The 23,130-nt window shown below is 59.8% G+C and carries 24 protein-coding genes; 11 read left to right on the forward strand and 13 right to left on the reverse strand.

The window, feature by feature from the left end; translation table 11 throughout:
- Positions 1-188 precede the first annotated feature (188 nt).
- A complete protein-coding gene (gene tyrS, locus GFN93_RS00005; RefSeq protein WP_153498419.1) occupies positions 189-1,388 on the reverse strand; it encodes a tyrosine--tRNA ligase in 1,200 nt (399 codons plus the stop codon).
- A 172-nt stretch (positions 1,389-1,560) separates the two neighbouring features.
- Between tyrS and GFN93_RS00010 the strand changes: the two genes are divergently transcribed.
- Together GFN93_RS00010 and GFN93_RS00015 are read left to right on the forward strand one after the other, a co-directional pair.
- On the forward strand, positions 1,561-2,883 hold the full coding sequence (locus GFN93_RS00010; RefSeq protein WP_153498420.1) for a peptidoglycan DD-metalloendopeptidase family protein: 1,323 nt from the start codon (positions 1,561-1,563) through the stop codon (positions 2,881-2,883).
- The gene (locus GFN93_RS00015; RefSeq protein WP_153498421.1) at positions 2,873-3,961 is read left to right on the forward strand and encodes an anhydro-N-acetylmuramic acid kinase; all 1,089 of its coding nucleotides are present in this window, start codon (positions 2,873-2,875) and stop codon (positions 3,959-3,961) included. The genes GFN93_RS00010 and GFN93_RS00015 overlap by 11 nt, the downstream gene beginning before the upstream one ends.
- A gap of 177 nt (positions 3,962-4,138) precedes the next feature.
- Here the strand turns inward: GFN93_RS00015 and GFN93_RS00020 are convergent, their stop codons facing one another.
- From GFN93_RS00020 to GFN93_RS00045, 6 genes are all read right to left on the reverse strand, one after another.
- On the reverse strand, positions 4,139-4,672 hold the full coding sequence (locus tag GFN93_RS00020) for a phosphatase PAP2 family protein (protein ID WP_235901602.1): 534 nt from the start codon (positions 4,670-4,672) through the stop codon (positions 4,139-4,141).
- 170 nt (positions 4,673-4,842) lie between these two features.
- Entirely contained in the window at positions 4,843-5,181 is a 339-nt protein-coding gene (gene erpA, locus GFN93_RS00025) for an iron-sulfur cluster insertion protein ErpA (RefSeq protein ID WP_153498422.1), read from the reverse strand.
- Between the two features lie 85 nt (positions 5,182-5,266).
- Positions 5,267-5,731, reverse strand: a complete 465-nt coding sequence (locus GFN93_RS00030) for a bactofilin family protein (RefSeq protein WP_328594026.1) — start codon at positions 5,729-5,731, stop codon at positions 5,267-5,269.
- A gap of 9 nt (positions 5,732-5,740) precedes the next feature.
- Complete coding sequence (locus GFN93_RS00035) at positions 5,741-6,469, reverse strand: DUF6776 family protein (RefSeq protein WP_153498423.1); 729 nt, start codon at positions 6,467-6,469, stop codon at positions 5,741-5,743.
- A gap of 2 nt (positions 6,470-6,471) precedes the next feature.
- Entirely contained in the window at positions 6,472-7,527 is a 1,056-nt protein-coding gene (argC, locus tag GFN93_RS00040; protein WP_153498424.1) for an N-acetyl-gamma-glutamyl-phosphate reductase, read from the reverse strand.
- A gap of 100 nt (positions 7,528-7,627) precedes the next feature.
- Positions 7,628-9,037: a chloride channel protein gene (locus GFN93_RS00045; protein ID WP_328594028.1), complete on the reverse strand. Its 1,410-nt coding sequence runs from the start codon at positions 9,035-9,037 to the stop codon at positions 7,628-7,630.
- A 119-nt stretch (positions 9,038-9,156) separates the two neighbouring features.
- On the opposite strand from GFN93_RS00045, the gene hemJ reads away from it, so the two are divergent.
- The 4 genes from hemJ to hemL all read left to right on the forward strand — a co-directional run bounded on the left by hemJ (position 9,157) and on the right by hemL (position 12,390).
- Positions 9,157-9,600 (forward strand): protoporphyrinogen oxidase HemJ, encoded by a 444-nt coding sequence (gene hemJ, locus GFN93_RS00050; RefSeq protein WP_153498425.1) that lies wholly within the window; start codon positions 9,157-9,159, stop codon positions 9,598-9,600.
- 83 nt (positions 9,601-9,683) lie between these two features.
- Positions 9,684-10,442 carry a bifunctional hydroxymethylpyrimidine kinase/phosphomethylpyrimidine kinase gene (gene thiD / locus GFN93_RS00055; protein WP_153498426.1) on the forward strand — a complete coding sequence of 253 codons (759 nt, stop codon included), beginning with the start codon at positions 9,684-9,686 and terminating at the stop codon, positions 10,440-10,442.
- On the forward strand, positions 10,439-11,071 hold the full coding sequence (thiE, locus tag GFN93_RS00060) for a thiamine phosphate synthase (protein ID WP_153498427.1): 633 nt from the start codon (positions 10,439-10,441) through the stop codon (positions 11,069-11,071). Before thiD ends, thiE begins: the two co-directional genes overlap by 4 nt.
- A 32-nt stretch (positions 11,072-11,103) precedes the next feature.
- Complete coding sequence (gene hemL, locus GFN93_RS00065; protein ID WP_153498428.1) at positions 11,104-12,390, forward strand: glutamate-1-semialdehyde 2,1-aminomutase; 1,287 nt, start codon at positions 11,104-11,106, stop codon at positions 12,388-12,390.
- 94 nt (positions 12,391-12,484) lie between these two features.
- On the opposite strand, the gene ybaK is transcribed toward hemL, so the two are convergent.
- The 3 genes from ybaK to mrcB all read right to left on the reverse strand — a co-directional run bounded on the left by ybaK (position 12,485) and on the right by mrcB (position 15,749).
- Positions 12,485-12,967, reverse strand: coding sequence for a Cys-tRNA(Pro) deacylase (gene ybaK / locus GFN93_RS00070; RefSeq protein ID WP_153498429.1), 483 nt, complete (start codon positions 12,965-12,967; stop codon positions 12,485-12,487).
- Positions 12,964-13,413, reverse strand: coding sequence for a tetratricopeptide repeat protein (locus GFN93_RS00075; protein ID WP_235901603.1), 450 nt, complete (start codon positions 13,411-13,413; stop codon positions 12,964-12,966). Before GFN93_RS00075 ends, ybaK begins: the two co-directional genes overlap by 4 nt.
- Positions 13,414-13,478: 65 nt before the next feature.
- Positions 13,479-15,749 carry a penicillin-binding protein 1B gene (mrcB, locus tag GFN93_RS00080; protein WP_328594031.1) on the reverse strand — a complete coding sequence of 757 codons (2,271 nt, stop codon included), beginning with the start codon at positions 15,747-15,749 and terminating at the stop codon, positions 13,479-13,481.
- Between the two features lie 240 nt (positions 15,750-15,989).
- Between mrcB and GFN93_RS00085 the strand changes: the two genes are divergently transcribed.
- From GFN93_RS00085 to GFN93_RS00100, 4 genes are all read left to right on the forward strand, one after another.
- Positions 15,990-16,994 carry an adenosine kinase gene (locus tag GFN93_RS00085; protein WP_153498431.1) on the forward strand — a complete coding sequence of 335 codons (1,005 nt, stop codon included), beginning with the start codon at positions 15,990-15,992 and terminating at the stop codon, positions 16,992-16,994.
- Between the two features lie 45 nt (positions 16,995-17,039).
- Complete coding sequence (locus tag GFN93_RS00090) at positions 17,040-17,372, forward strand: Rieske (2Fe-2S) protein (RefSeq protein ID WP_153498432.1); 333 nt, start codon at positions 17,040-17,042, stop codon at positions 17,370-17,372.
- Between the two features lie 61 nt (positions 17,373-17,433).
- Positions 17,434-18,390: a serine/threonine protein kinase gene (locus tag GFN93_RS00095; protein WP_153498433.1), complete on the forward strand. Its 957-nt coding sequence runs from the start codon at positions 17,434-17,436 to the stop codon at positions 18,388-18,390.
- Between the two features lie 159 nt (positions 18,391-18,549).
- Positions 18,550-19,845 carry an NHL repeat-containing protein gene (locus GFN93_RS00100; RefSeq protein ID WP_153498434.1) on the forward strand — a complete coding sequence of 432 codons (1,296 nt, stop codon included), beginning with the start codon at positions 18,550-18,552 and terminating at the stop codon, positions 19,843-19,845.
- 14 nt (positions 19,846-19,859) lie between these two features.
- Here the strand turns inward: GFN93_RS00100 and sfsA are convergent, their stop codons facing one another.
- The 3 genes from sfsA to GFN93_RS17245 all read right to left on the reverse strand — a co-directional run bounded on the left by sfsA (position 19,860) and on the right by GFN93_RS17245 (position 22,569).
- Positions 19,860-20,579: a DNA/RNA nuclease SfsA gene (sfsA, locus tag GFN93_RS00105; RefSeq protein ID WP_328594034.1), complete on the reverse strand. Its 720-nt coding sequence runs from the start codon at positions 20,577-20,579 to the stop codon at positions 19,860-19,862.
- Positions 20,576-21,742 (reverse strand): aminotransferase class I/II-fold pyridoxal phosphate-dependent enzyme, encoded by a 1,167-nt coding sequence (locus tag GFN93_RS00110; protein WP_153498436.1) that lies wholly within the window; start codon positions 21,740-21,742, stop codon positions 20,576-20,578. Before GFN93_RS00110 ends, sfsA begins: the two co-directional genes overlap by 4 nt.
- A gap of 134 nt (positions 21,743-21,876) precedes the next feature.
- Complete coding sequence (locus tag GFN93_RS17245; protein WP_208993705.1) at positions 21,877-22,569, reverse strand: hypothetical protein; 693 nt, start codon at positions 22,567-22,569, stop codon at positions 21,877-21,879.
- A gap of 118 nt (positions 22,570-22,687) precedes the next feature.
- On the opposite strand from GFN93_RS17245, the gene dksA reads away from it, so the two are divergent.
- Positions 22,688-23,104 carry an RNA polymerase-binding protein DksA gene (gene dksA, locus GFN93_RS17250; RefSeq protein WP_153501731.1) on the forward strand — a complete coding sequence of 139 codons (417 nt, stop codon included), beginning with the start codon at positions 22,688-22,690 and terminating at the stop codon, positions 23,102-23,104.
- Positions 23,105-23,130: the final 26 nt, after the last annotated feature.

A 23,130-nucleotide genomic window follows, 5' to 3' on the forward strand; every position in this document is an offset into this window, starting at 1 on the left:
CACACGTTTGCTTGCCTGATTGTTAAAGAGCGTCTCGTCCGGTGCCGCGCTTCGCGTTGTTGCCCCGTCGAGGAGTGCGCATTCTAGAGATTTACGGAGAACCGTCAACTCCTTTTTCGCACTTTTCTCAAAAAACCTGCTGACCGTTCACTTTCTGCCCAAAAAGGCCCGTTCCGGGCCTTTTCTGGTTACTTGATGATCACCCTGGCGATCTTTTTCTTGCCCGCCTGAATCACGTGGCTGTCACCGGCCTGAAAACTGCGCTCCTCATTGAGCTGCTCACCGTCCAGATACACCGCGCCTCGAGCAAAGACATCCTTGGCAGCCTTGCCATTCTGTGCCAGCCCGGCTTCACGAAGCAGTGGCACAATATGAATATCGGGCTGATCACCCAGCTCCACCACCACTTCAGGGACATTGTCCGGGATTTGACCAAGGGCAATCTGGTTGCCCGCAGACTTGGGAGCCGCCTCCGCAGCTTCAGCGCCATGGAACCGGGTCACCATTTCCAGCGCAAAGGCTTTCTTGGCTTCCTGCGGAGAGCCAAGTGTGTCTGCCTCGGCCTTGATCGCTTCCAGCTCCTCATTGGAGCAGGCACTCAGAAGCTCATAGTAGCGCCAGGTAAGGTCATCGGGAAGAGACAGCAACTTGCGATACATCTCACCCGGGGCATCGTTCACCCCCACATAGTTACCCAGTGACTTGGACATCTTCTGCACGCCATCCAGGCCCTCGAGAATTGGCATGGTCAGGCAGATTTGCGGTGCCTGACCATGAGACTTCTGCAGGGTACGCCCCATCAGCAGGTTGAACTTCTGATCTGTACCACCCAGCTCCACATCCGCCTCCAGCGCCACAGAGTCATAGCCCTGTACCAGAGGATAGAGAAATTCGTGAATGGCAATGGGCTGATTACCCTTGTAACGCTTGTCAAAGTCATCACGCTCAAGCATCCGCGCCACGGTGTACTGGCCAGCCAGCTTGATCATGCCAGCAGCACCAATCTCGTTCATCCAGGTAGAGTTGAACTCCACCCGGGTTTTGGCCGGATCGAGAATCTTGAACACCTGCTCCTTGTAGGTCTCGGCATTGCGCAGCACATCTTCACGGCTGAGGGGTGGGCGGGTAGCACTTTTACCGGTGGGGTCGCCGATCATCCCGGTGAAATCCCCAATCAGGAAGATGACCTCATGGCCCAGCTCCTGAAACTGACGCAACTTGTTGATCAGCACCGTATGCCCAAGGTGAAGGTCCGGTGCTGTAGGATCAAAGCCTGCCTTGACCCGCAAGGGACGCCCTGAAGCCAGCTTTTCCCGTAATTCCTCTTCCTGGATGATCTCATCCGCTCCCCGGGAAATGAGTGCCAGTTGTTCTTCCACCGTGGCCATGCCTACCTCTGCTGATCTGCGGCTATCTTGGGCGGGACCAGGCGGCCCCATGAAAGCGCGCCATTGTAGCACTTGAATGCAGCCAGAGAAGGCAGGTATCTTTGCAGCTCTGTTTTTCGTTGTGTCTTTGTATCACGGCACGCTTTTCACCCAACCAGATCCCGCGATTTTCATGAAACAATTCTTTTCTGCTGTCGGCAGACTGGTGCGCCAGTTTCCCCGCACCCATTTACTGCTGGCCATGGTGCTTCTCGGTGGCGTCATCATTATCGCCCTTCAACCCGAGAGATCCAGGGCGCCCGAGCAAGCCGCCAAGACGATTGAACTGCCCGCCCGCACCTCGCCCACTCCCAGCCCAGCCAAGCAGCCCGCACCACCCCAAGGCCCTCAGTGGCAAACCCTCACCGTCAAACCCGGAGACAGTCTTTCAGCCCTGCTGCATCCAGTGGGAGTAGGTGCCGGCCAGGTGTACGCCCTGCTGAAGAGTGATGACAAGCTGGATCGCCTGACCAAGCTCAGGCCCGGCGAGCAACTCGAGGTACTGGTTACAGACGATGGTGCCCTGCGTGGCGTGCGCTACAACCCCAGCAAGGTGGAAACCCTGACCGCCAAACTGACCGGAGCAGGCTGGACCGTTCGACTCAGCCAGCGTGAGTACCAGAAGCAAACTCGCTTTGCCCAGGCCGAAATCACCGACTCACTCTTCCTGGCCGGTGCAGCAGCAGGCATCAGTGACCGTCTCACCATGCAACTGGCCGAGCTGTTTGCCTGGGATATCGACTTTGTGCTGGACATCCGCAAGGGCGACCGCTTCCGGATACTCTATGAAGAGCTCTACCTGGACGGTGAAAAGGTGGGCGAAGGCGACATCCTGATGGCGGAATTCTGGAACCAGGACCGCCACCTGTCTGCGTTCCGCTATGAAACCCTGTCTGGTGACGTGGAATACCTGGATATCAAGGGCGATTCCATGCGCAAGGCATTCATTCGCACCCCGGTGGCCTTTGCCCGCATTAGTTCCCGTTTTAATCTGGGACGCAGACACCCCGTCCTGAATACCATCCGCGCCCACAAGGGCACTGACTATGCCGCCCCCAGAGGCACCCCGATTCGCGCAGCGGGAGACGGCAAGGTGATCTTTGCCGGGGTGAAGGGCGGCTACGGCAATGTTGTGATCATCAAGCATGGCCAGATCTACACCACCCTGTATGCACATATGCGCAATTTCGCAAAGGGAATCAGGGTCGGAAAACGTGTAAAGCAATCACAAACTATCGGCTATGTGGGCACATCCGGATTATCCACCGGGCCACATCTGCACTATGAATTCCGCATCAATGGCGTGCATCGCAACCCACAGACCGTCCCTTTGCCCAAGGCGCGCGGCATCAATGACAACGAGCGATCCGAATTCCTGATCGCCGCCAACCGGCTCAAGGCACAGATGACCCTGTTTGCTGAAGCCGCCACACTGGCCAGCAGCGATGCCTTCTGATCTCTATATCGGACTGATGACCGGCACCAGCGTCGACGGTATCGACGCGGTGCTGGTCGACGTTGGCAGCGATCATTTTTCCCTGGTTGCCACTCATAGCCACGCTCTCCCCGAAGCACTTTCCAAAGACATCCTGACCCTTTGCCAACCCGGCGAGAGTGAACTGGATGCAGCCGGCAAAGTCAGCCGACAACTCGGACGCATTTATGCGGAAGCCTGTGGCGAACTGCTGGCAAAAACCAACACCGAAGCGCACCTGGTCACGGCCATCGGCTGCCACGGCCAGACTGTGCGCCACCGCCCCGGCCCGGACGGGTTCAGTGTGCAGCTGGGCTGCCCGGATACCCTGGCTTGTGCCACCGGGATCCCGGTGGTCAGCAACTTTCGCAACAAGGACATGGTGCTGGGCGGCCAGGGCGCGCCGCTGGTGCCACCCTTCCACCTGCGTTTATTTGGGGCGGCAGGCGAACGGCGAGCCGTCGTCAACATCGGCGGCATGGCCAATGCCTCCCTGCTGGACGGGGACACGCTGGTTGGCGGGTTTGATACCGGCCCGGGCAATGTGCTGATGGATCTCTGGACCCAACTGCATCGTGGCGACAACTACGATGCCAATGGCGCCTGGGCTGCCAGCGGCAAGATCAACAAGCCATTACTCAAGCGCCTGCTTCGCGACCCCTATTTCCAGCAGCCCCCCCCAAAAAGCACCGGCCGGGAACGTTTCAACCGACAGTGGCTCACCCAGCACCTCAAGGAAGATCTGCCGGCGGAAAACCTGCAGGCTACCCTGGCAGAACTGACGGCTCGGAGCATCGCCGACAGCTTGACCGGGTTCCAGCCACAGCGGATTCTGGTGTGCGGCGGTGGCGCTCATAACACCTACCTTCTCGGGCGATTGCAGGACTGTTGCGACGTCCCTGTGGAAAGTACGGAGCTGGCCGGGTTACACCCGGACTGGGTGGAGGCCGCCGCCTTTGCCTGGCTGGCCTGGGCGCGTTGGGAGGAAAAACCCGGGAATGCCCCCGTGGTTACCGGGGCAGCAAGGGAAGCGATTCTGGGACAGGTCACACTGCCATAAGAGCAGCTGCGAGCTACGAGCTACGAGCCTTCAGGCGTGAACCAGGGATTGCGTCAACGGACAAACTCATGAGCCGCACCTCGGCGCTGCTTCAGCATCGCGCGGATGCGACGCATCGCAACGAATCTTTCTCCGGCTTTTCCTGCGCCTCGTAGCTCCCAGCTCGTGGCCAGCTCCTCAAACCAGCCAGAGGCCAATCATGGCGCAGCTAAAACCCAAGGTCGCGCCCGCAAGAATGTCTGACGGGTAGTGAACCCCGAGCAGCACTCTGGACAAGCCCACCATCACTGCCAGCCCGAGGGCCAACGCCATTACCGGCGGATAGAAGACAGACAACAGGGAAGCCATGACGAACGCCGCGGCGGTATGCCCCGAGGGGAAACTGAAGCGGTCGGCAGGCTGAATGAACGCGGACAGGCTTTCCAGCGCGTCCGCTGGCCGCGGTCGCTGAATCAGGTGCTTAAGCCCCACGAACAGTGGCACTTCAAGGGCGTACGCAGCCATGGCTGTGAGCGCAAACAAGCTGCCGCCCTCCTTGTCGAACCACCAGATCAACAGCGTTAACGCCACATAGAAGGGGCCGTCGCCAAGCCGGGACACCTGTCGTGCCAAACGCGCACGGCGCGCGGCCTGCGGCTGCTGAAGCAGCCAGCACATGGCCCGGGTATCCGCGGCGGTCATTTTCTGAAATGTCGGTTTTGTCGTCATCATGGGTCTAGTGTCCACCCTGAAAACGACGAAATGTTGATCAATTGATTAAGGTTTTATGACAAAAGGAGGCAATGCACGCACAACGCTATACGACGCCCTGCGGGCGCACGCCAAAAACAAGAAAGCGCCATAGGCGCCTTCTTGGCTCGCGCGTGGTGCGTGTTGCGTTATCAGACCGAGAAGGAGGAACCACAGCCGCAGGTGGTGGCGGCATTGGGGTTGCTGACCACGAAGCGCGAGCCCATCAGACCCTGCTCATAATCCACTTGTGAGCCGTCCAGGTACTGAATGCTCATGGCGTCCACCAGCAAGGTGACCCCGTCCTTTTCAACGATGGTGTCATCGTCGTTGACGGCTTCGTCAAAGGTAAAGCCGTAGGAAAAACCGGCACAGCCGCCCCCGGTGATATACACCCGTAGTTTGAGTTCGGGATTACCTTCGTCATCACGCAGCTCCTTGACCTTGGCTGCGGCGGCGTCAGTGAATGATATCGGGGCTTGCTCGGTCATAGGCTCGCTAAGGCTGTAAAGACAGAAAACCCGCGGCCCTGTTCGGGCAGCGGGTTATCTATGTTCCAGTACCCGACTAAAACAGTCAAGAATTATCCGCGGCCACCTGCTTGCCAGCATCCGCCTTTTCGCCTTTCTTTTCCGGGGCCGGCAAGTTGCGACGCTCGTCATCAAGACGTACCAGCTTGCCATTAACCCGAGCCCCCATGACCATCTCGATCATCAGGTAATAAACATTACCTTCCACGGAGGCCTTCTCCGCCAGCTCCAGGTTTTCGGTGGCGTGCACATCGCCTTCAACCCGACCATTGATAACCACCTGGGGAACCTGAATCTCGCCTTTGACCGTGCCGGTCTCACCGATAATCAGCCGCCCGCCTTCCTTGCCCACACTGATATTGCCTTCCACGGTGCCCTGGACATGCAGGCCGCCGGTGAACTCAAGATCCCCTTTAACGGTTGCACTGGGGGCGATCAGGGTATGGTTCCGGTAATCCTGTTGCGCAGCTCCACCACTGTTAGCTGCATTTTTCTTGTCTCGGCCTAGCACGCGTCTCTCCTACTGCCACTTAAAAGTTTTCTGTGTTTTATAACTGTTTCTGCCGTCGCTCTCAGCATCCACATCCAGCGCGGTAATCTCTACCCCTTCCGGCAGTTGAAAGCGCCCATTCAGCTCTTGAAAATAGCGAAATCGGAAGCGTGTCTCACTTCCATCATCCAACCAGTCATCTCCGGTCAGCTTGATCGCGGCGCCATCGCGACTCCCGCGCAGCACAAGATCAATGTCACCAGACAGATAATTACGGTTATCGCCGGACTGCACCAGCACCACTTTGTAACTGTACTGGCCTTCCTTCTCCGTGGGCTGAAGGGTCAATTTCTCGATTTGCATGCCGCGCTCGGTGCCACCGGGCGCCATCACGTTCTTGTAGAAGGCCACCGCCTCCTCAAGCTCGGCAGCCTGATCACGCAGCCCCTTGATCTCCTGACGCAGGTTTTCCCGGGCCTGCTGGGTCACTTCAGTATCCGTGCGGTACAGCGCCAACTCGTTACGAGCCGCCTCCAGCTCCCGGGAGGCACTCTTGAGTTCGGCTCGCAGGCGACGGTTGGTCTCCGAGGTATCCAGCGCACCGCTGTTACCTGTCCACAATCCGCCAAAGAACAACAGCAGCGCCGCCACGATGGCGCTGACAACCAGAATACGGCGGCGCTTCTTCTGCTGGGACGGGCTCACCGGCACCAGCATCACATCATCAATACCCGCGCGGCTTTTCGGTTTCTTCGCCATGATCAGGGTGCCAGCGGGACAACAGACAGCCCCGCATCCTCATTCAGTCCGAACATGATATTCATGGCCTGCACCGCCTGACCTGAGGCACCTTTGACCAGGTTATCGATCACCGAAAGCACCACGATGACATTCTCGCCACGGGGCTGGTGCAGGGCGATGCGGCAGGTATTCGCACCTTTCACGAAACGCGTTTCCGGGTGACTGCCAAGCGGCATCACATCGACAAAAGGCTCGTTGGCATAACGGGCCTCATAGGCGGCCTGCACTTCTTCCAGAGAAGGGGCCCCTTCCACCAGCTGACCATAAAGGGTGGAGTGAATACCGCGAATCATGGGGATCAGGTGCGGCACAAAGGTTGCCTTGACGGGACCGCCAGCGATATCCGCCAGACCCTGCTCGATTTCCGGCAGATGACGGTGCCCACTGGCGCCGTACGCCTTGTAGCTTTCGCCGGCCTCCGCCAGCAACATGGCCACCTTGGCCCCTTTTCCGGCTCCGCTGGCACCGCTGGCCGAGTTGGCAATCAGCTGGTCCGGCTTGATCCAGCCGTTTTCCAGCAACGGCAGATAACCCAACTGGATAGACGTGGGGTAGCAACCGGCACAAGCCACCAGCCGCGCATCACGCATTTTTTCCCGATTCACTTCCGGCAGGCCGTACACCGCTTCCGCCAGCAGCTCCGGGCAGGCATGGGGCTCACCGTACCATTCGCTCCACAGCTCATGATCACGCAACCGGAAATCGGCAGACAGGTCCACCACGCGCACACCCGCCTCCATCAGTTCAGGCATCATGCGCATGGCCACGTTGTGCGGGGTCGCAAAGAACACCACATCGCATTGGGCAAGACGCGCCACATCCGGTTCAGAGAACACCAGATCCGTGCGACCACGCAACGAGGGGAACATGTCAGCCACCGCCGTGCCGGCATCGCCACGGGAGGTGATCACCTCCAGCTCAGCCTGGGGATGGTTGACCAGCAGGCGCAGCAGCTCGACCCCGGTATAACCGGTACCGCCAACCACCCCTACCTTGAGGACAGACCCCGTTGCCATATCGCTTACTCCAACCAGTTAACTTCTTCGCCGCACAGGCGGGCCACGCATGATAGGCGGCGCACCGTACTTGCAGCAACTAATGGGCATGCCAAATCACCTAGCCCGGTAGCTTGCGCTCGCTTTCATCACTGCCCGTTTCTGTCGGCGCCTCATCCGCGCGGGGCTTTTCCAGCGCCATGCCCTGTCCATCAGCCATGCGCTCGGCAAGGGTATCGTACAGGGGGCGTGCCCATACCAGCTTGGCTACCGCCGCCGACAGGAACGCTCCCGCCATCAGAGGCAACAGAATATCGTGTCGGTTCCCGGTCAGCTCCATCACGATCACAAAAGACGTGATCGGACGCTGAATCACGGCCGCCAGGAAGGCCGCCATGGCCACCAGCGTCAGCCCCACCAGTGACACGTCCGGGAAAAAACCACCCACCAGATTGCCGAACCCTGCACCCGCTGCGAGGCTGGGTGAAAACAGCCCGCCGGGGATACCCGTAAAGTAGGACACCAGTGTGGCCGACATCTTGGCCAGCGCAAAACTCCAGTTTCCCGGGTGCTCCCCATCCAGCAGGGTGCTGGCTTGCTCGTAGCCACTCCCGTAGGTCGCGCCACCAGTGACCAGCCCGAGGAACACCAGCACCAGGGAGCACATCAATACGACCCGGTACGGGTGAGCCTTGGCGAAGGGCGACAGGAACTGGCTGCCACGAATCAACAAGCGACTGAACAGACCGCCAAAGAGGCCACAGACCAGCGCCGTTACCCCAATGGCAGCCCAGTCGCTGGTGATATCGAGGCTGCCTCCAGGGTGACCGAAGAAGCTGTAATGGCCCATGATCATCAACACCACCACCCCAGAAAGAATGATGGCCAGAATCAGGGTACCGCTGGTGCGCTGCTCGAACGAGCCAGACAGCTCTTCAATGGCAAATACAATCCCTGCCAACGGCGCATTGAAGGCCGCCGACACGCCAGCGGCGCCCCCGGCCACAATCAGTGAGTTATCCACGTATTTCTGGTTGAGCCTGCCGACCTGCCCCACCGAATACATGATGGCTGCCCCCATATGCACACTGGGCCCTTCACGGCCGATACTGGCGCCACACAGCAACCCGAGGCAGGTGAGCACAAACTTGCCCAGAATCACCCGCAAAGAAAGAAAGGTGGGCCGCAACCAGTGATAACGCTGCTTGAGCACCACCAATACCTGGGGAATACCACTGCCCTGAGACTCGGTGCCCAGCTGACGCATCAGCCACACAATCAACAGCATGCCTAGCGGAGTCACCAGAACAGGCAGATAAGGGGAGCGCTCATGGAGCTGCACAAAGGTGTGAGAGGCAAGCTCTGCCACCCAGGCAAACGCGACCACCACCAGCCCGACCAGAATGGCGCCAGTCCAGAACACCATGCGCAGTTTCCAGTCCTGCCAGGAGCCCAGCTGCCTGCGGCTGACACGCCGGGTGCGAAACAGGTAGTAACGCATCAATCGACGATGACGGGGCCGCTTGTTCACAGGAGTCCTTGAGAATTCGAAAACGGGAAACGGAAGGCGGTATAGTGTACGCCCACTGAACCGCCACTTCTATTCCACAACTACACCCATAACGACAGCCACAACCACAGGATCAGCCCATGCAGTTCGCTCTCGACCACTTTCTCTGGATCAAGGCCATCCACCTGATTGCCGTTATCTGCTGGTTTGCCGGCATCTTCTATCTGCCGCGCCTCTTCGTGTACCACGCCATGGCAGAAGACCAGATCAGCAAAGACCGCTTCAAGATCATGGAGCGCAAGCTGTATCGCGGCATCATGAACCCCAGCATGATCGTGACGGTGGTGCTGGGCCTGTGGATGTTCATGGCCAACATGGAAGCCTACAAGGGCAGCGGCTGGATGCACGCCAAGCTGGCGCTGGTGTTCCTGCTGATCGGCTACCATCATGTCTGTCTGGCCTACATGAAAAAGTTCGCCAACGATGCCAACACCAAAAGCGACAAGTTTTACAGGATCTTCAACGAGATTCCTGTATTCATGCTGGTGGCGATCGTTATCCTCGTCATCGTTCGTCCATTTTGATGACCCCTGAAGCCTGACGCCAAACGCCGGACGACTAACCGGCAGCTGCGTCAGGTCTTGGGTGTCCTGATTCAGGCGCGCCAATGAAACCGAATATTCTTGTCATTGCTGGTCATGACCCCTCCGGAGGGGCAGGTATCCACGCGGATATCGAAGCTATCCGGGCGCTGGGCGGTTTTGCTTCCACTCTGATCACCGGGCTGACGGTGCAAAACAGCCAGAACGTGAGAGGCTTCCAGCTCACCGACATCGCCCTGCTGGAACAACAGGCCGATGCCCTGCTGGATGACTTCGAGTATCAGGCAGTGAAAATTGGCATGACCGGCTCGGTCGCCATCATCGAGTTCATCGCCCGGCTGCTGGACCGACTACCCGGGGTACCGGTGGTGCTGGATCCGGTACTGGCCGCCGAAGCAGGCGGCAGCCTGACCCGTGAGTCCCTGGCTGAAGTGATGCTCAACACGTTGGCGCCGCGATGCGAGGTGATGACACCCAACCTGCCGGAAGCAGAACAACTGTGCGGCCTGCAAGGGGTGTCGTCCTGTGGTGAAGCCCTGGTCAACGCCAGCGGTCAGGCGGTCTTGATCACCGGCACCCACGATGACACGACCCATGTGACCAACCACCTGTTCACCGCTGGCGGCATGCAGCAATGGCAATGGGAGCGCCTGCCGCACAGCTATCACGGCTCCGGCTGCACCCTCGCTTCCGCTATTGCCTGCCTGCGCGGCCACGGCGAATCGTTGGCCAACGCGGTGGCGGACGGACAGGCCCACGTGGATCGCTTCCTGCGCAGCGCCTTCCGCCCCGGTAACGGCCAGTACGTCCCGGACCGCCGATGACAAACAAAACCATTAATGGCCTCTATGCCATCACCGACCCCGCACTGACCCCTGATGAGCGACTACTTCCGGCGGTTGAGGCGGCTTTGTTTGGCGGCGCCCGGCTGCTGCAATACCGCGACAAAACCGCCTCTGCAGACCAGCGCCGTCGCCGCGCCAGCCAGTTACGGGCGCTTTGTCACGAATACGATGCCCTGTTCATCGTCAACGACGACCCGGCACTGGCGGCAGAAGTGGGCGCCGACGGCGTTCATATCGGCCAGAGCGATGGAGGCATTGCCACCGCCCGCGCCCTGCTGGGTGACAACCGCATCATTGGCGTGACCTGCCATGGCGACCTGAGGCTCGCTCGTCAGGCAGCGGATGCGGGCGCGGACTACCTGGCCATGGGCCGCTTCTTCGCGTCCCGCACCAAGCCCCAGGCGCCACCGGCCGACATTGCCAGCCTGAAACAGGCCTGCGACGAGTTTCCTCTGCCCGTGGTAGCCATCGGCGGAGTGAATGCGGATAATGCGCCCCTGCTGATCCAGGCTGGCGCCGCCAGCGTGGCCGTTATCGAGGCCCTGTTCGGCCATTCCGACCCGGCTGACATCGAAGCCGCCGCACGCCGTATCAGCGACCTTTTCTGACCAGTTCAGACCCGAGATTCAGGAGACACACCATGCCCCGCAAGCAATCCGAAAAACTGTTTCGTCAGGCCCAGAAGCACATTCCCGGGGGCGTGAATTCCCCGGTGCGCGCTTTCAAGGGCGTCGGTGGCACCCCGGTGTTCTTCCACCAGGCCGCAGGCCCCTATCTCTACGATGAAGATGACAATCGCTACATCGATTATGTGGGCTCCTGGGGACCGATGATCCTCGGCCATAACCATCCGGACGTGATTGCCGCCGTGGAAGCGGCGGTGAAAAATGGCCTCAGCTTCGGCGCCCCCACGGCCGCCGAAATTGCCATGGCCGACAAGGTCTGCAAGCTGGTGCCCTCCATGGACATGGTGCGCATGGTCAACTCCGGCACCGAAGCCACCATGAGCGCCATCCGCCTGGCCCGTGGTTACACTGGCCGCGACAAGATTATCAAGTTTGAAGGTTGCTACCACGGCCACGTGGACAGCCTGCTGGTCAAGGCCGGCTCCGGCGCCCTGACCCTGGGCAACCCCAGCTCTCCGGGGATCCCGGACGCGGTTACCGCCGATACGCTGGTTCTCAACTACAACGATGCCGCCGCCGTGGAAAGCGCCTTCAACGAATTCGGCGAGCAGATCGCGGCCGTCATCGTGGAGCCGGTGGCGGGCAACATGAACTGTGTGCCGCCAACCCCGGCTTTCCTGCAGGCCTTGCGCAAGTATTGTGATGAGCACGGCAGCGTGCTGATCTTTGACGAAGTGATGACCGGTTTCCGGGTCGCCCTGGGGGGCGCCCAGGCCCTTTACGACATCACACCTGACATGACCACCCTGGGCAAGATCATCGGTGGCGGTATGCCGGTAGGTGCCTTTGGTGGCAAGAAGGAAATCATGGAACACCTGGCACCGCTGGGGCCGGTCTATCAGGCTGGCACCTTGTCCGGCAACCCGGTGGCCATGGCCGCAGGACTGGCCACCCTGAAGCTGATCAGCAAGCCTGGCTTCCATGACGCCCTGACCGAGAAAACCACCCGACTGCTGACCGGCCTTACTGAAGCCGCCCACGCCGAAGGCGTGGCCTTCACCACCGCTCAAGCTGGAGCCATGTTCGGTCTGTTCTTCACCGACCAGAGCCGGGTGAGCAGCTTTGCAGAAGTGATGGCCTGTGACAGCGAGCGCTTCAACCGTTTCTTCCACGCCATGCTGGATCAGGGTATCTACCTGGCGCCCAGCGCGTTCGAAGCCGGATTCGTGTCTGCAGCGCACAGTGATGACGATATCGAGGCTACCATCGCGGCGGCGCGCAAGGCATTCGGGAAGGTCTGAAGAAACAGGTTTGAGTTTTTAGAAGCGAGTTTCGAAAATCAAAAGCAAAAACCACATTGTTTAAAGGTTTTTGCGACTCGTCACTCGCTTCTCGTTACTCCTTACTGCTTTTATCGCGCACCAGCTCGGCCAGCTTGCCACCAGTGAGGGTGAGCAAATCCTGCGGCGCCATGGCGATTTCCAGGCCGCGGCGTCCAGCACTCATATAGATTTCTGCCTGTGATTCCGCACTGTTGTCCAGGTACAACGGCAATCGTTTCTTCTGCCCCAACGGACTGATGCCACCGAGCACATAGCCGGTGAGGCGTTGCGCCTTGTCCGGTGGGCACATGACCGCCCTCTTGCCACCATACGCCTTGGCAAGAAACTTCAGGTCCAGCTGATGGGCCACCGGCACCATGGCCACAACGGGCTCATCGTCCACCAGTGCCACCAGTGTCTTGAATACCCGCTCGGGCGGCAGGCCGAGCAGCTCCGCCGCTTCGAGACCATAGCTTTCGGCTTTAGGGTCGTGCTCATAACTCAGCAGCTGGTGGCGGACCTTTGCTTTTTTGGCTGCCTGTACTGCCGGCGTCATACCGGTTGCGTCCTCGGCTCCAGCGCCTTGGCGGCCCGCTCGCGGGCGTCGTCGGCGCCGGCCTTGTCACCCTGGCGCTCGCGGGCGGTGGCCACCATTTCCCAGAGCTCAGCACGGTATTGCGGGTAGTCTGGCGCCAGCCTCAGGGCCTTGAGGGCAAAACCCTCGGCACCTCGCGCGTCCCCTTCAAACAGGCGCAGGTCCGCCAGCGTCTTGTAGAGCCAGGACGAGTCCGGGGCGATATTCAATGCCCGCTCCAGATAGCGCTCTGCTGCGGCAGTTTCACCCTGATGGCGCGCGGCTTCCGCCTTGTGCAGCAACGACAGGGCCGGTGAACCGTCCAGTTCCACACTGGCCGTCATCGGCTCCGCAGGCATCTCCGGCCCGCGTACCGCGCAGCCGCTCAGCAAAACACCTATCACCAATACTCGAATCAACCCTTGCATGCTCTTCATCCTGTCATCCCGGCACTCGCCCCCTGGCCCCGCCTGCGAGTAGCGCGCATCGGGTATTAGTCAAACAATCCCTTGAACCACCCCTTGATGCCCTTGCCGGTTTGTTTCACCGCACCACAGCCATCTGCTTGCTGGGGAATTGAGGCCTCCAGCATGGGGTAACGCCGTGCCTCACCACAACCTTCTGCGCTAACGCGCTGGCCATCCGGGTTCATCCAGACCCATTCAATCCCGGCAGGTGGCGCTTGCGACAGGCTGCGCTGGGGCAGCTTGCCCATCAGCCGCGCCCAGATCGGCAAGGCTCCACTGGTACCGGTGATGCCAGCACTGGCATTATCATCTCGCCCGACCCATACCACTGCCAGATGGTTGGCAGAAAAACCGGCAAACCAGGCATCACGGAAATCATCACTGGTGCCGGTTTTCCCCGCTACCTTGAGATCTTCCGGCAGGTAAGCGCGGGCAGAACGGGCGGTGCCATTCTCCACTACCTGCTGCATGGCCCACTGGGTCAGGAAGGCTGGCCCCGCCGCCACCACTTCATCCGCACTGACCGGATAGCGAGCCAGCGGCTGGCCATCTTTGTCCAGCACATCCGTGATGGAACGCAAGCGTGTGCTAAAGCCTCCGGTGGCCAGGGGCTGGTACATCATGGCCACTTCAAACGGCGTCAACGCCAGGCTGCCCAGCAGAATACTCGGATAGCGTGGTACCTGACGGGTAACCCCAAGGGTCTCCATGGTACCGGCTACCCTGTCCAGCCCCACATCCAACCCAAGGCGGGCGGTGGCCTGGTTACGGGACTGCGCCAGCACATCCACCATGGGCATCGCCCCACGGGATTGTTTGTCAAAGTTCTGCGGGTCCCAGAGGTCACCATTGGGCATGGCCACCTGAATCGGGCCATCCTCCACCAGGGTCGCCAGTGACCATTTTTTCGGTTGCTGTACGGCGGACAGAATCACGGCAGGCTTGGCCAGCGAGCCCATGGGGCGCTCGGCATCCAGTGCCCGGTTGAAACCGGCCTCCCGGGAGTGGCGGTTGCTGACCAGCGCCAACACATCACCCTGGGCAGGCGCTACCACCACGACCGCACCGTTGAGCTTCTTGTCTTCCTTGGGATCACGGTTATCCAGGTGCTCCTTGAGCGCCCCTTCCGCAGCCAACTGTGCCAGCACGTCCAGAGTAGAATGGATATTCAGGCCCTCATCACTGAGCACTTCCGGCGGGTAATCCCGCGCCAGCTGTCGGCGCACCAGATCAATAAACGCCGGGAAGGCATACAGCGCAGAAGCGCCACGGGGCACCACTTCCAGAGGCCGCGTGCTGTATTTATCGTAATCCGACTGGGACAACGCGCCTTGCTCCAGCGCGACTCTCAGCACGGTATTACGACGCTCCATGGCACGCTCAGGCCGGCGACGCGGGTCGTACCAGCTGGGCCCCTTGAGCAGCGCCACCAGTGTGGCCAATTGATGGGGCTCCAACTCTTGTAGCGGGCGGCCGAACAGGAACTGGGCGCCCAGCCCCATACCGTGAATGGCGCGGGCGCCATCCTGGCCCAGGTAGACCTCGTTCAGATACGCTTCCAGGATCTGCTGCTTGCTGTAGTGCAGCTCCAGCAGCAAGGCCATGGGCATTTCCAGCAACTTGCGCGACAGGGTGCGCTCAGAACTGAGCCAGAAATTCTTTACCAACTGCTGGGTCAGGGTACTGCCGCCCTGCACCAGCCCTCCGGCCTTCAAGTTGGCCAGCATGGCACGGGCCAAGCCACGCAGCGACACTCCGTGGTGCTCATAAAAGCTCTGATCTTCGGTGGCAAGCAGCATGTCCACCAGCAGCGGCGGCACTTCTTCCAGCGGCACCAGCACCCGGTCTTCAGCATGCTGCGGATGGATACTGCCAATCTGCAGCGGCTCCAGCCTTGCCAGCCCGTCGCCCCCCGCCTGCAGTGACTGAATCTGGCCGCCGGACAGCGACAGGCGAATCCGTCGCGGCTTTTCACCACCATCGCTGTCGTGGAAACCCCGGGTATGAATCAGCAAGCTGTTGCCCTGGGCAGAGAAACTCCCCGGTGTGGACGCTCGCGAATCGTTGCGGTAACGCATCAGGTCCAGCAGCTTGAGCATGTCCTCCCGGGACAGCACGCGCCCTTCATAGAGCTCCACAGGGCGCGCATACACCCGTGCCGGCAGCTGCCACACATGGGCATCGAAACGCTGGCGTACCATGGCATCCAGATACGCCATGCCCGCCGCCCCGATAACCAGCAGGACCAGCGACACCTTGGCCACAAAGGCCCAGCTGAACCAACGACGATTCGCCACTTTTTTCTTGCGCGCAGGTGCTTTCTTGCGCGGTGATTGCCCCCGCGATCGTGCCGGGGTCTTTTTCGTGTTTTTAGCCATGGGGACGGAGTATAGAGAAAATTGTGGGCGTTTTATGAGTCTATTCAGAGTGCGGGATGCCCAATATGTTCCGCATCGATGCGGGACAGGTTTTGCAACTGGCTCGCGGCGGCCCATAATAGCCGCCCTTGCCCGCCCACAACGCGAATTGGAGCACCCATGACCAAGAAATATGACGTTTATGCCCTTGGCAATGCACTGGTAGATACCGAAATCGAGGTCAGCGACGCTTTTCTGGAGCGCATGAACGTGGGCAAGGGAGTCATGACCTTGGTGGACGAGGCCCGTCAAGCCGAACTACTGACCGCTCTGGCCGAAGAAGCAGAGCCGCGTAAACAGACCAGTGGCGGCTCTGCCTGTAACACCGTCGTTGCCACTCGCTATTTCGGTGGTACCAGCTACTACGCCTGCAAAGTGGCCAGCGATGCCACCGGCGATATTTTTGTCAACGACCTGACCGCCGCCGGTGTGGACACCAATATGAACGGCAACCGTGTCAGCGGCGTGTCCGGGAAGTGCCTGGTCATGCTCACCCCGGATGCGGAACGTACCATGAATACTTATCTGGGCATTTCCAGCGAAGTGTCCGTGCAGGATCTGGATGAAGCCGCCATTGCCGACAGTCACTATGTCTATCTGGAAGGCTATCTGGTCAGTGGCGACAGCTCCCGAGCCGCCACGGTCAAACTTCGCCAGCTGGCAGAAAAGCACGGCGTGAAAACCTCGCTGACCTTTTCCGATCCCGCCATGGTCCAGTTTTTCAAGGATGGCCTCATCGAAATGCTCGGTGACGGTGTCGACCTGCTGTTCTGCAACGAGGCAGAAGCCACAAGCTTCACTGACACCAACAGTGTGGACGAGGCTCTGCAAGCCCTGAAAGCGGTGTGCCGCTCTGCGGTGATCACTCTGGGCGCCAGGGGCGCTCTGGTGTGGGACGGTACCGACACCCATCAAATCGAACCGGTGGCCGTCGACGCTGTGGATAGCAACGGCGCAGGCGACCTCTTTGCCGGCGCCTTCCTGTATGCCATTACCCACGGCCACGACTTCGCCACCGCAGGAAAACTGGCATCGGTGTCCTCAGCAAAATTGGTCACCCGGTTCGGCCCGCGCCTGCCGGCCGAAGATCATCTCGACATTCGCAAAACGGTTCTGGGCGAATAACTCACTGACTACTACCGCCCTAAAGAAAGCAGCACGGAAAAGACCATGGAACACATTTGCAACCTGGACGATATCGAGCACGAAAGCGCCCGGGAGTTTCAGAAAGACGGCCAGCCCATTCTGGTGGCCAAGTTCGACGGACAGATTCACGCCTACATCAACTGGTGCCCGCACCTGGGCATCGAGCTGAATTTCATGCCGGACGAATTCATGGATAGCGACAAGCAGTTCATCATGTGCGCCAACCATGGCGCCCTGTTTGAAGTGCAGACAGGTCACTGCCTGTCAGGCCCCTGCCTGGGCGACAAGCTGGTGCCTGTGCCAGTCGAAGTGCGCGGCGAGCAGGTCTGGCTGGGCGAGGTTCCGGAGCCCGCGTAATTTGGCTGGACGCCGGAGTCCGAAAGCCCCACGCTGACAACGCCAACCCTGAGGCCAATCCATGTCCCACCCCTTTGACGATCTCACCCCGGACTTCATGCTCGATGCGGTGGATGGCGCGGGCTTCCTCAGCGACGGCCGACTGCTGCAGCTGAACAGCTTTGAAAACCGGGTCTATCAGGTGGGCCAGGAAGAAGGCCCGCCAGTGATTGTGAAGTTCTACCGCCCGCAGCGCTGGAGCGACGAGCAGATTCTGGAGGAGCACGCCTTCAGCCTGTTTCTGGTTGAGCGGGATCTGCCCGTAGTAGCACCAGAAGTACGCGATGGCATCAGCCTGTTTCATTGCGACGGGTTTTCCTTTGCCGTATTTCGCCGTGCCGGCGGCCATGCTCCGGAACTGGCCAACGACAGCCACCTGGAACAGCTGGGCCGAACCCTGGCTCGCTGGCATGCCTGTGGCAGCGACCGCCCCTACCAGCAGCGCCCAACCCTCGATGCCGTCGACGACATTCGTACCGCCAGCACCTTTCTGATCAACGATGTGGTCGACCTCAACTACCGGGGCCAGTATCGCGATCTGATCGGGCAGCTACTGGAAGCCATCGAACAACGCCTGGCGGACCTGAACTTTCCCCTGCTGAACGTTCACGGTGACTGCCACACCGGCAACATCCTGTGGCGAGATGACAGCCCCCACTTCGTGGACCTGGACGACAGCCTGCGCGCGCCAGCCATGCAGGACCTGTGGATGCTGCTATCAGGAGAAGATGACGAACAACAGCATCAACTGCGCGTGCTCGCCAAAGGCTACGACACTTTTCTGCCTTTTCCCTGGGAACAGAAAGCCCTGATCGAGCCCCTGCGCATCCGCCGCATGGTCTGCTACGACGCCTGGCTGGCCCGCCGCTGGGACGACCCGGCCTTCCCTCCGGCCTTCCCCTGGTTTGAATCCATGAATTACTGGAGCGGCCAACTCAACCTGCTTCAACAGCAGCTGCGGGACATGCAATCGCGATAGCACACCCTGAAGTTGTTAACAGAGCCCCTGGCGATCCCTTCAAAACATTACCATTGGTTACTTTTTAACCTCACTCACAGGTCTATATTAATTCTTATGCCGGAGAAGGATTCTCTGGCGCTACTTTCGCCCGCACGATGGACTCAGGGGGATATGCCAATGAACGCAGGGATGCCGTTACTCATTGCCACAGGAACCGTTCTGGTGGCTGCCGCACTCACCGGCTGTGGTGGCGGAGGGGGAAGCAGTGGTGGAGGGGGCGGCACCAGCAGTTCAACCCCGCCACCGCCAAGCTTCAACTTCAAGGCGGCGACCGTGGTCATTGGCCAGGCCGACTTCACCAGCGGCAGCCCCAATCAGGGAGGGGGCGTTGACGCCAATACCATCAACGACCCCTACGGCAGTCCCGCGTATCACAACGGCATCCTCTATCTGCCCGACACCGGCAATAACCGTATTCTTGGATTCAATTCGCTCCCCACGACCAACAATGTCACTGCGGATTTCGCCCTGGGCCAGGGCGGTCTGAGTAGCAACACCGCTGGCATCAGCGCCAGTGCACTGGATGCACCCCAATCTCCAGCTATCGACAACGGCCTGCTTTTCATCAGCGATTTTTTCAATAATCGCGCACTGGGCTATAACCCTGTGCCTTCCAGCGGACCCGCTTCGGCTGACTTTGCACTGGGTCAGGCCGATGTCACTAGTAATGCAGCGGCCTGTTCGCAGAGCGGTATCACCGAGCCGGAAACGCTATCAGCGGCGGGCGGCAAGCTGGTCGTTGCCGACACGGGCAACAGTCGCGTGTTGATCTGGAATGACACCTCCACCCTGACCGATGGCAGCCAGGCCAGTCTGGTGCTGGGGCAGAACGGTTTTACCACCTGCGAAGCCAATGATGACAATCAGGATGGCAACCCGGATGCCACCCCCACCAACAGGACAATGGCATTCCCCACCGGGGTGTGGACCGATGGCAGTAGATTGGTGGTGCTGGATTCCGACAATAATCGGGCACTGATCTGGAACACGTTCCCGAGCAGCAATTTTGCCCCTGCCGATCTGGTGCTAGGCCAGGCGGACTTCGCCGGCAACACGGCCAACGACGATAATCAGGACGGCAGCCCTGACGCCGGCGCCAGCGGCCGCACGCTGAATTACCCCTATGATGGCGTCGACTCCGATGGCACCCGCCTGGTCATTGCCGATTCCGACAACCACCGAGTGCTGATCTGGAACCAGTTCCCAACGTCTGATTTCGAGCCTGCGGACGAAGTCATTGGCCAGGCTGATTTCGTCAACAATCGGCCTAATGACAGTGATCAAGATGGCCTGGTGGATGCCCAGCCTTCAGCACAAACGCTGTACGAACCTACCGGCGTAAAGATTATTGATGCACAAACACTGATCGTGGGTGACCGTCAGAACAACCGCTTCCTGATTTTCCGCAAGTAGCGTTACCGCAACGGTCAAAGCAGAATCGGAACAGCCTGAGTCAGGGTAAATTCCTGCCCTGACATGGCCGTTTTCCAGGCCAGCACTTCCACTCCTTCCTGAGCGGCTTCTCGCAATAGTTCGCCATAACGCACATCAATTTCGTCCGCGGGCCGGGCAGCCATCGCCCCGCTGTGCTGAACGCAGAATACCAGCACGGCGCGCTTGCCGGACGCCACCACCTCCATCAGGGTCTTGAGGTGTTTCTGGCCACGCTCAGTGACCGAATCCGGGAAGGCAATCACCCCATCGTCGGCCTCCTCCGGGCCGGGCCCCAGGGTCACGTTTTTCACCTCGATAAAGGTATGCGGGTCGGCTCGGTCGCCCAGCGCCAGATCAAAACGGCTGTCGCCATATTTCACCTCACGCTCGACACCATCCTCAGGCGCCAACGAAGGAATGCGCGCCGCGCGAACCGCCTCTTCGACCAGTGCATTGGTGCGGCTGGTGTTCACTCCCGCCCAGTGCCCGTGGGCCACCTGCAGCGCCTCAAGGGTATGACGATACTTGCGTTTGGGATTGCCGCTGTCGGAAATCAACGCCTGTTGGGGTACGCCCAGCACGCAGTTCTTCATGGAACCTGTATTCGGGCAGTGCACGGTAATCTCCGAGCCGTCAGCCCGAACCACATCCGCCATGAAGCGTTTGTAGCGACGCAGGAGGGTCACCGTTTCCAGTGGCGGATCAAACTTCACAGCGACTCCAGATAATGCTCGATACGATGCAGAGCCTCGCTCAGTCGAGACTCCGAACAGGTATAGGCAAGGCGCACGTAACGACGGTGGTCATGCCCTTGGCCAAAATCCAGCCCCGGCGTCATGGCGACCCCGGCCTTCTCCAACAAATCCGCACAAAAAGCAAAACTGTCATCGGTCCAGGCGCTCACGTCGGCATACAGATAAAAGGCACCATCTCCACGGGATACCACTGGCACCTTGAGATGGGCCAGACCATTGAGCAGGCACTGACGACGACGAGCCAGCAGCTGGTGGCGCTGCTCCAGAATACTGAGCGAGGCTTCTTCCAGTGCTGCCATGGCGCCGTATTGTGCCGGTGTCGATGGCGCCAGATACAGGTTCTGTGCCAGCCGCTCAATGGCCGGCACCAGCGCCGGTGGCGCCACCAGCCAGCCAAGGCGCCAGCCAGTCATGCAGAAGTACTTGCTGAAACTGTTAATGACAACCACATCATCGGTCACCGCCAGCACCGAACTGGCGGGCTGGCCGTAGCACAACCCCTGATAGATCTCGTCTACCAGCAAAGTACCTCCCTTGCCTTTGACTGCGACAGCCATCCTGGCCAGGATTTCAGTGGGGAGCATATTGCCGGTGGGATTGTCCGGGCTGGCGACCATGGCGACCCGGGTATTGGGCTGCCATGCCTCCATTAATTTCTCTTCAGACAGGCTGAATTGATTGTCCGCAGAAAGCACCAGCGGTTGCACCTCGCCCCCCACCAGGCGCACAAACTGGCGATTGCAGGGGTAGCCCGGGTCTGGCATCAGCACACCATCGCCAGGATTGATCAGTGCCGCCAGCGCCAATTGCAGGGCGCCGGACGCCCCCGGCGTCACCACCACCTGCCCCGGAGATACTGCCGCACCGAAGCGGTCCCGGTAGTCCGCTGCAATGGCTTCACGCAAAGCGGGTAGACCCGCAGCAGGCGTGTAGCCAGTCTGACCATGGGCCATGGCATCACGGATGGCATCCATTACCGGTTCCGGGGTTGCGAAATCCGGCTCCCCCACTTCCAGATGAATAACGTCGCGGCCCTGGGCGGCAAGTTGCTGGGCACGCTCCAGCAGAGCCATCACATGAAAAGGCGGCACTTCACTGGCGTATCGGGACAATTGGCTCATAGCAAGTTTCCTCTTCCATGCACTGCCGGCATGGCTATAATCGGCCAGATTTTCATCAATCAGGCTCCCTCCCTGCGGCAGACCCTGTAATTGGTGACAAGACTTGCCTATAAGGGGTAAGGTCGAAGATTACATTATGCCCTCGCGGGAAGTTCGGGCACAGGACAGAGAGTCAAGACGATGCTAAGGGAGTTACTGAAAATGGCCACCGGCAAGAAAAAAGCGCCGAAGAAAGCGGCGGCTAAAAAACAAACCACCGGAACTGCAGCCAGCAAGAAAGCCTCTGCATCCTCAGCCAAGAAAGCGCCTGCCAAGAAAGCAGCTGTAGCCAAGCCTGCGGCAAAGAAGGCAGCGGCCAAGAAAGCTCCCGCGAAAAAAGCAGCGGTCAAGAAAGCGGCAGCCAAACCTGCAGCGAAAAAGACTGTAGCGAAGAAGGCTCCCGCCAAGAAGGCAGCGGCCAAGGTCGCTGCAAAGAAGGCGCCTGCAAAGAAAGTCGCAGCCAAGAAGGCAGCAGTGAAAAAGCCTGCAGCAAAGGCGGCAACAAAACCCACTGCCAAGAAAACCGCCACGGCAAAGGCGCCGGCGAAGAAAGCGACAGTGAAGAAACCTGCTGCCAAGCCAGCAGCGAAGCCCGCAGCCACCAAGGCGGCTGCCAAGCCCGCCAGCAAGCCCAAGACAACCAAAGCAGCGGCAGCCAAACCGGCCGCCACTGCCAAGCCAGCGGCGAAAAAAGCCGCGGCCAAGAAAGCAGCACCCGCTGCACCAAGAACAAAGCTGCCTACCTCCGGGAAGGCACGGTCCGCAGGCGCCTCTGCGGCCACCAGCACATCGTACTCCGGTGCCGCAAGGACAGCGTCTGCCGGCAATGGACTGTCGCCGAGCCGATCCACCTCTTCTGCTCAGGTAAAAAAGAACGTGAAAAAGTCATCCAAATCCGCTTCCTCCATGGCTCAGCTGCACGGCTTCGCGCCCTACCAGCCCAAGCCAAATGAGGAATACATGAACGAGAGCCAGCGTGAGCACTTCCGCAAGATTCTTCTGGCTTGGCGCCAGGAGCTAATGGAAGAAGCTGATCGCACCATGCACCACCTTCAGGATGAGCAGGTCAACCTGCCTGATCCGGCCGACCGCGCCACCCAGGAAGAAGAGTTTGCCCTGGAACTGCGTACCCGTGACCGTGAGCGCAAACTGCTCAAGAAGATCGAAAAAACCCTGGATCTGGTCGACAAGGACGACTACGGCTACTGCGAAGCCTGCGGTATCGAAATCGGCATCCGCCGTCTGGAAGCCCGCCCCACCGCAGAGATGTGCATTGACTGCAAGGAACTGGCGGAAATCAAGGAAAAGCAGCTGGCAGGCTAAAGACAGTGAAGAGTTAATAGTGAACA

The organism is Alcanivorax sediminis (genome assembly GCF_009601165.1).
Taxonomy (GTDB): domain Bacteria; phylum Pseudomonadota; class Gammaproteobacteria; order Pseudomonadales; family Alcanivoracaceae; genus Alcanivorax; species Alcanivorax sediminis.

Bases quoted from the DNA above. Each gene is read 5' to 3' on its own strand.
- thiE (WP_153498427.1), top strand. From the start codon at position 10,439: ATGACAAACAAAACCATTAATGGCCTCTATGCCATCACCGACCCCGCA.
- GFN93_RS00085 (WP_153498431.1), top strand. From the start codon at position 15,990: ATGACCAAGAAATATGACGTTTATGCCCTTGGCAATGCACTGGTAGAT.
- GFN93_RS00075 (WP_235901603.1), bottom strand. From the start codon at position 13,413: ATGCAAGGGTTGATTCGAGTATTGGTGATAGGTGTTTTGCTGAGCGGC.
- dksA (WP_153501731.1), top strand. From the start codon at position 22,688: ATGGCTCAGCTGCACGGCTTCGCGCCCTACCAGCCCAAGCCAAATGAG.
- GFN93_RS00100 (WP_153498434.1), top strand. From the start codon at position 18,550: ATGAACGCAGGGATGCCGTTACTCATTGCCACAGGAACCGTTCTGGTG.
- GFN93_RS00010 (WP_153498420.1), top strand. From the start codon at position 1,561: ATGAAACAATTCTTTTCTGCTGTCGGCAGACTGGTGCGCCAGTTTCCC.
- argC (WP_153498424.1), bottom strand. From the start codon at position 7,527: ATGGCAACGGGGTCTGTCCTCAAGGTAGGGGTGGTTGGCGGTACCGGT.
- ybaK (WP_153498429.1), bottom strand. From the start codon at position 12,967: ATGACGCCGGCAGTACAGGCAGCCAAAAAAGCAAAGGTCCGCCACCAG.
- GFN93_RS00090 (WP_153498432.1), top strand. From the start codon at position 17,040: ATGGAACACATTTGCAACCTGGACGATATCGAGCACGAAAGCGCCCGG.
- hemL (WP_153498428.1), top strand. From the start codon at position 11,104: ATGCCCCGCAAGCAATCCGAAAAACTGTTTCGTCAGGCCCAGAAGCAC.
- thiD (WP_153498426.1), top strand. From the start codon at position 9,684: ATGAAACCGAATATTCTTGTCATTGCTGGTCATGACCCCTCCGGAGGG.
- GFN93_RS00095 (WP_153498433.1), top strand. From the start codon at position 17,434: ATGTCCCACCCCTTTGACGATCTCACCCCGGACTTCATGCTCGATGCG.
- GFN93_RS00015 (WP_153498421.1), top strand. From the start codon at position 2,873: ATGCCTTCTGATCTCTATATCGGACTGATGACCGGCACCAGCGTCGAC.
- erpA (WP_153498422.1), bottom strand. From the start codon at position 5,181: ATGACCGAGCAAGCCCCGATATCATTCACTGACGCCGCCGCAGCCAAG.
- GFN93_RS00035 (WP_153498423.1), bottom strand. From the start codon at position 6,469: ATGGCGAAGAAACCGAAAAGCCGCGCGGGTATTGATGATGTGATGCTG.
- GFN93_RS00110 (WP_153498436.1), bottom strand. From the start codon at position 21,742: ATGAGCCAATTGTCCCGATACGCCAGTGAAGTGCCGCCTTTTCATGTG.
- GFN93_RS00020 (WP_235901602.1), bottom strand. From the start codon at position 4,672: ATGATGACGACAAAACCGACATTTCAGAAAATGACCGCCGCGGATACC.
- tyrS (WP_153498419.1), bottom strand. From the start codon at position 1,388: ATGGCCACGGTGGAAGAACAACTGGCACTCATTTCCCGGGGAGCGGAT.
- hemJ (WP_153498425.1), top strand. From the start codon at position 9,157: ATGCAGTTCGCTCTCGACCACTTTCTCTGGATCAAGGCCATCCACCTG.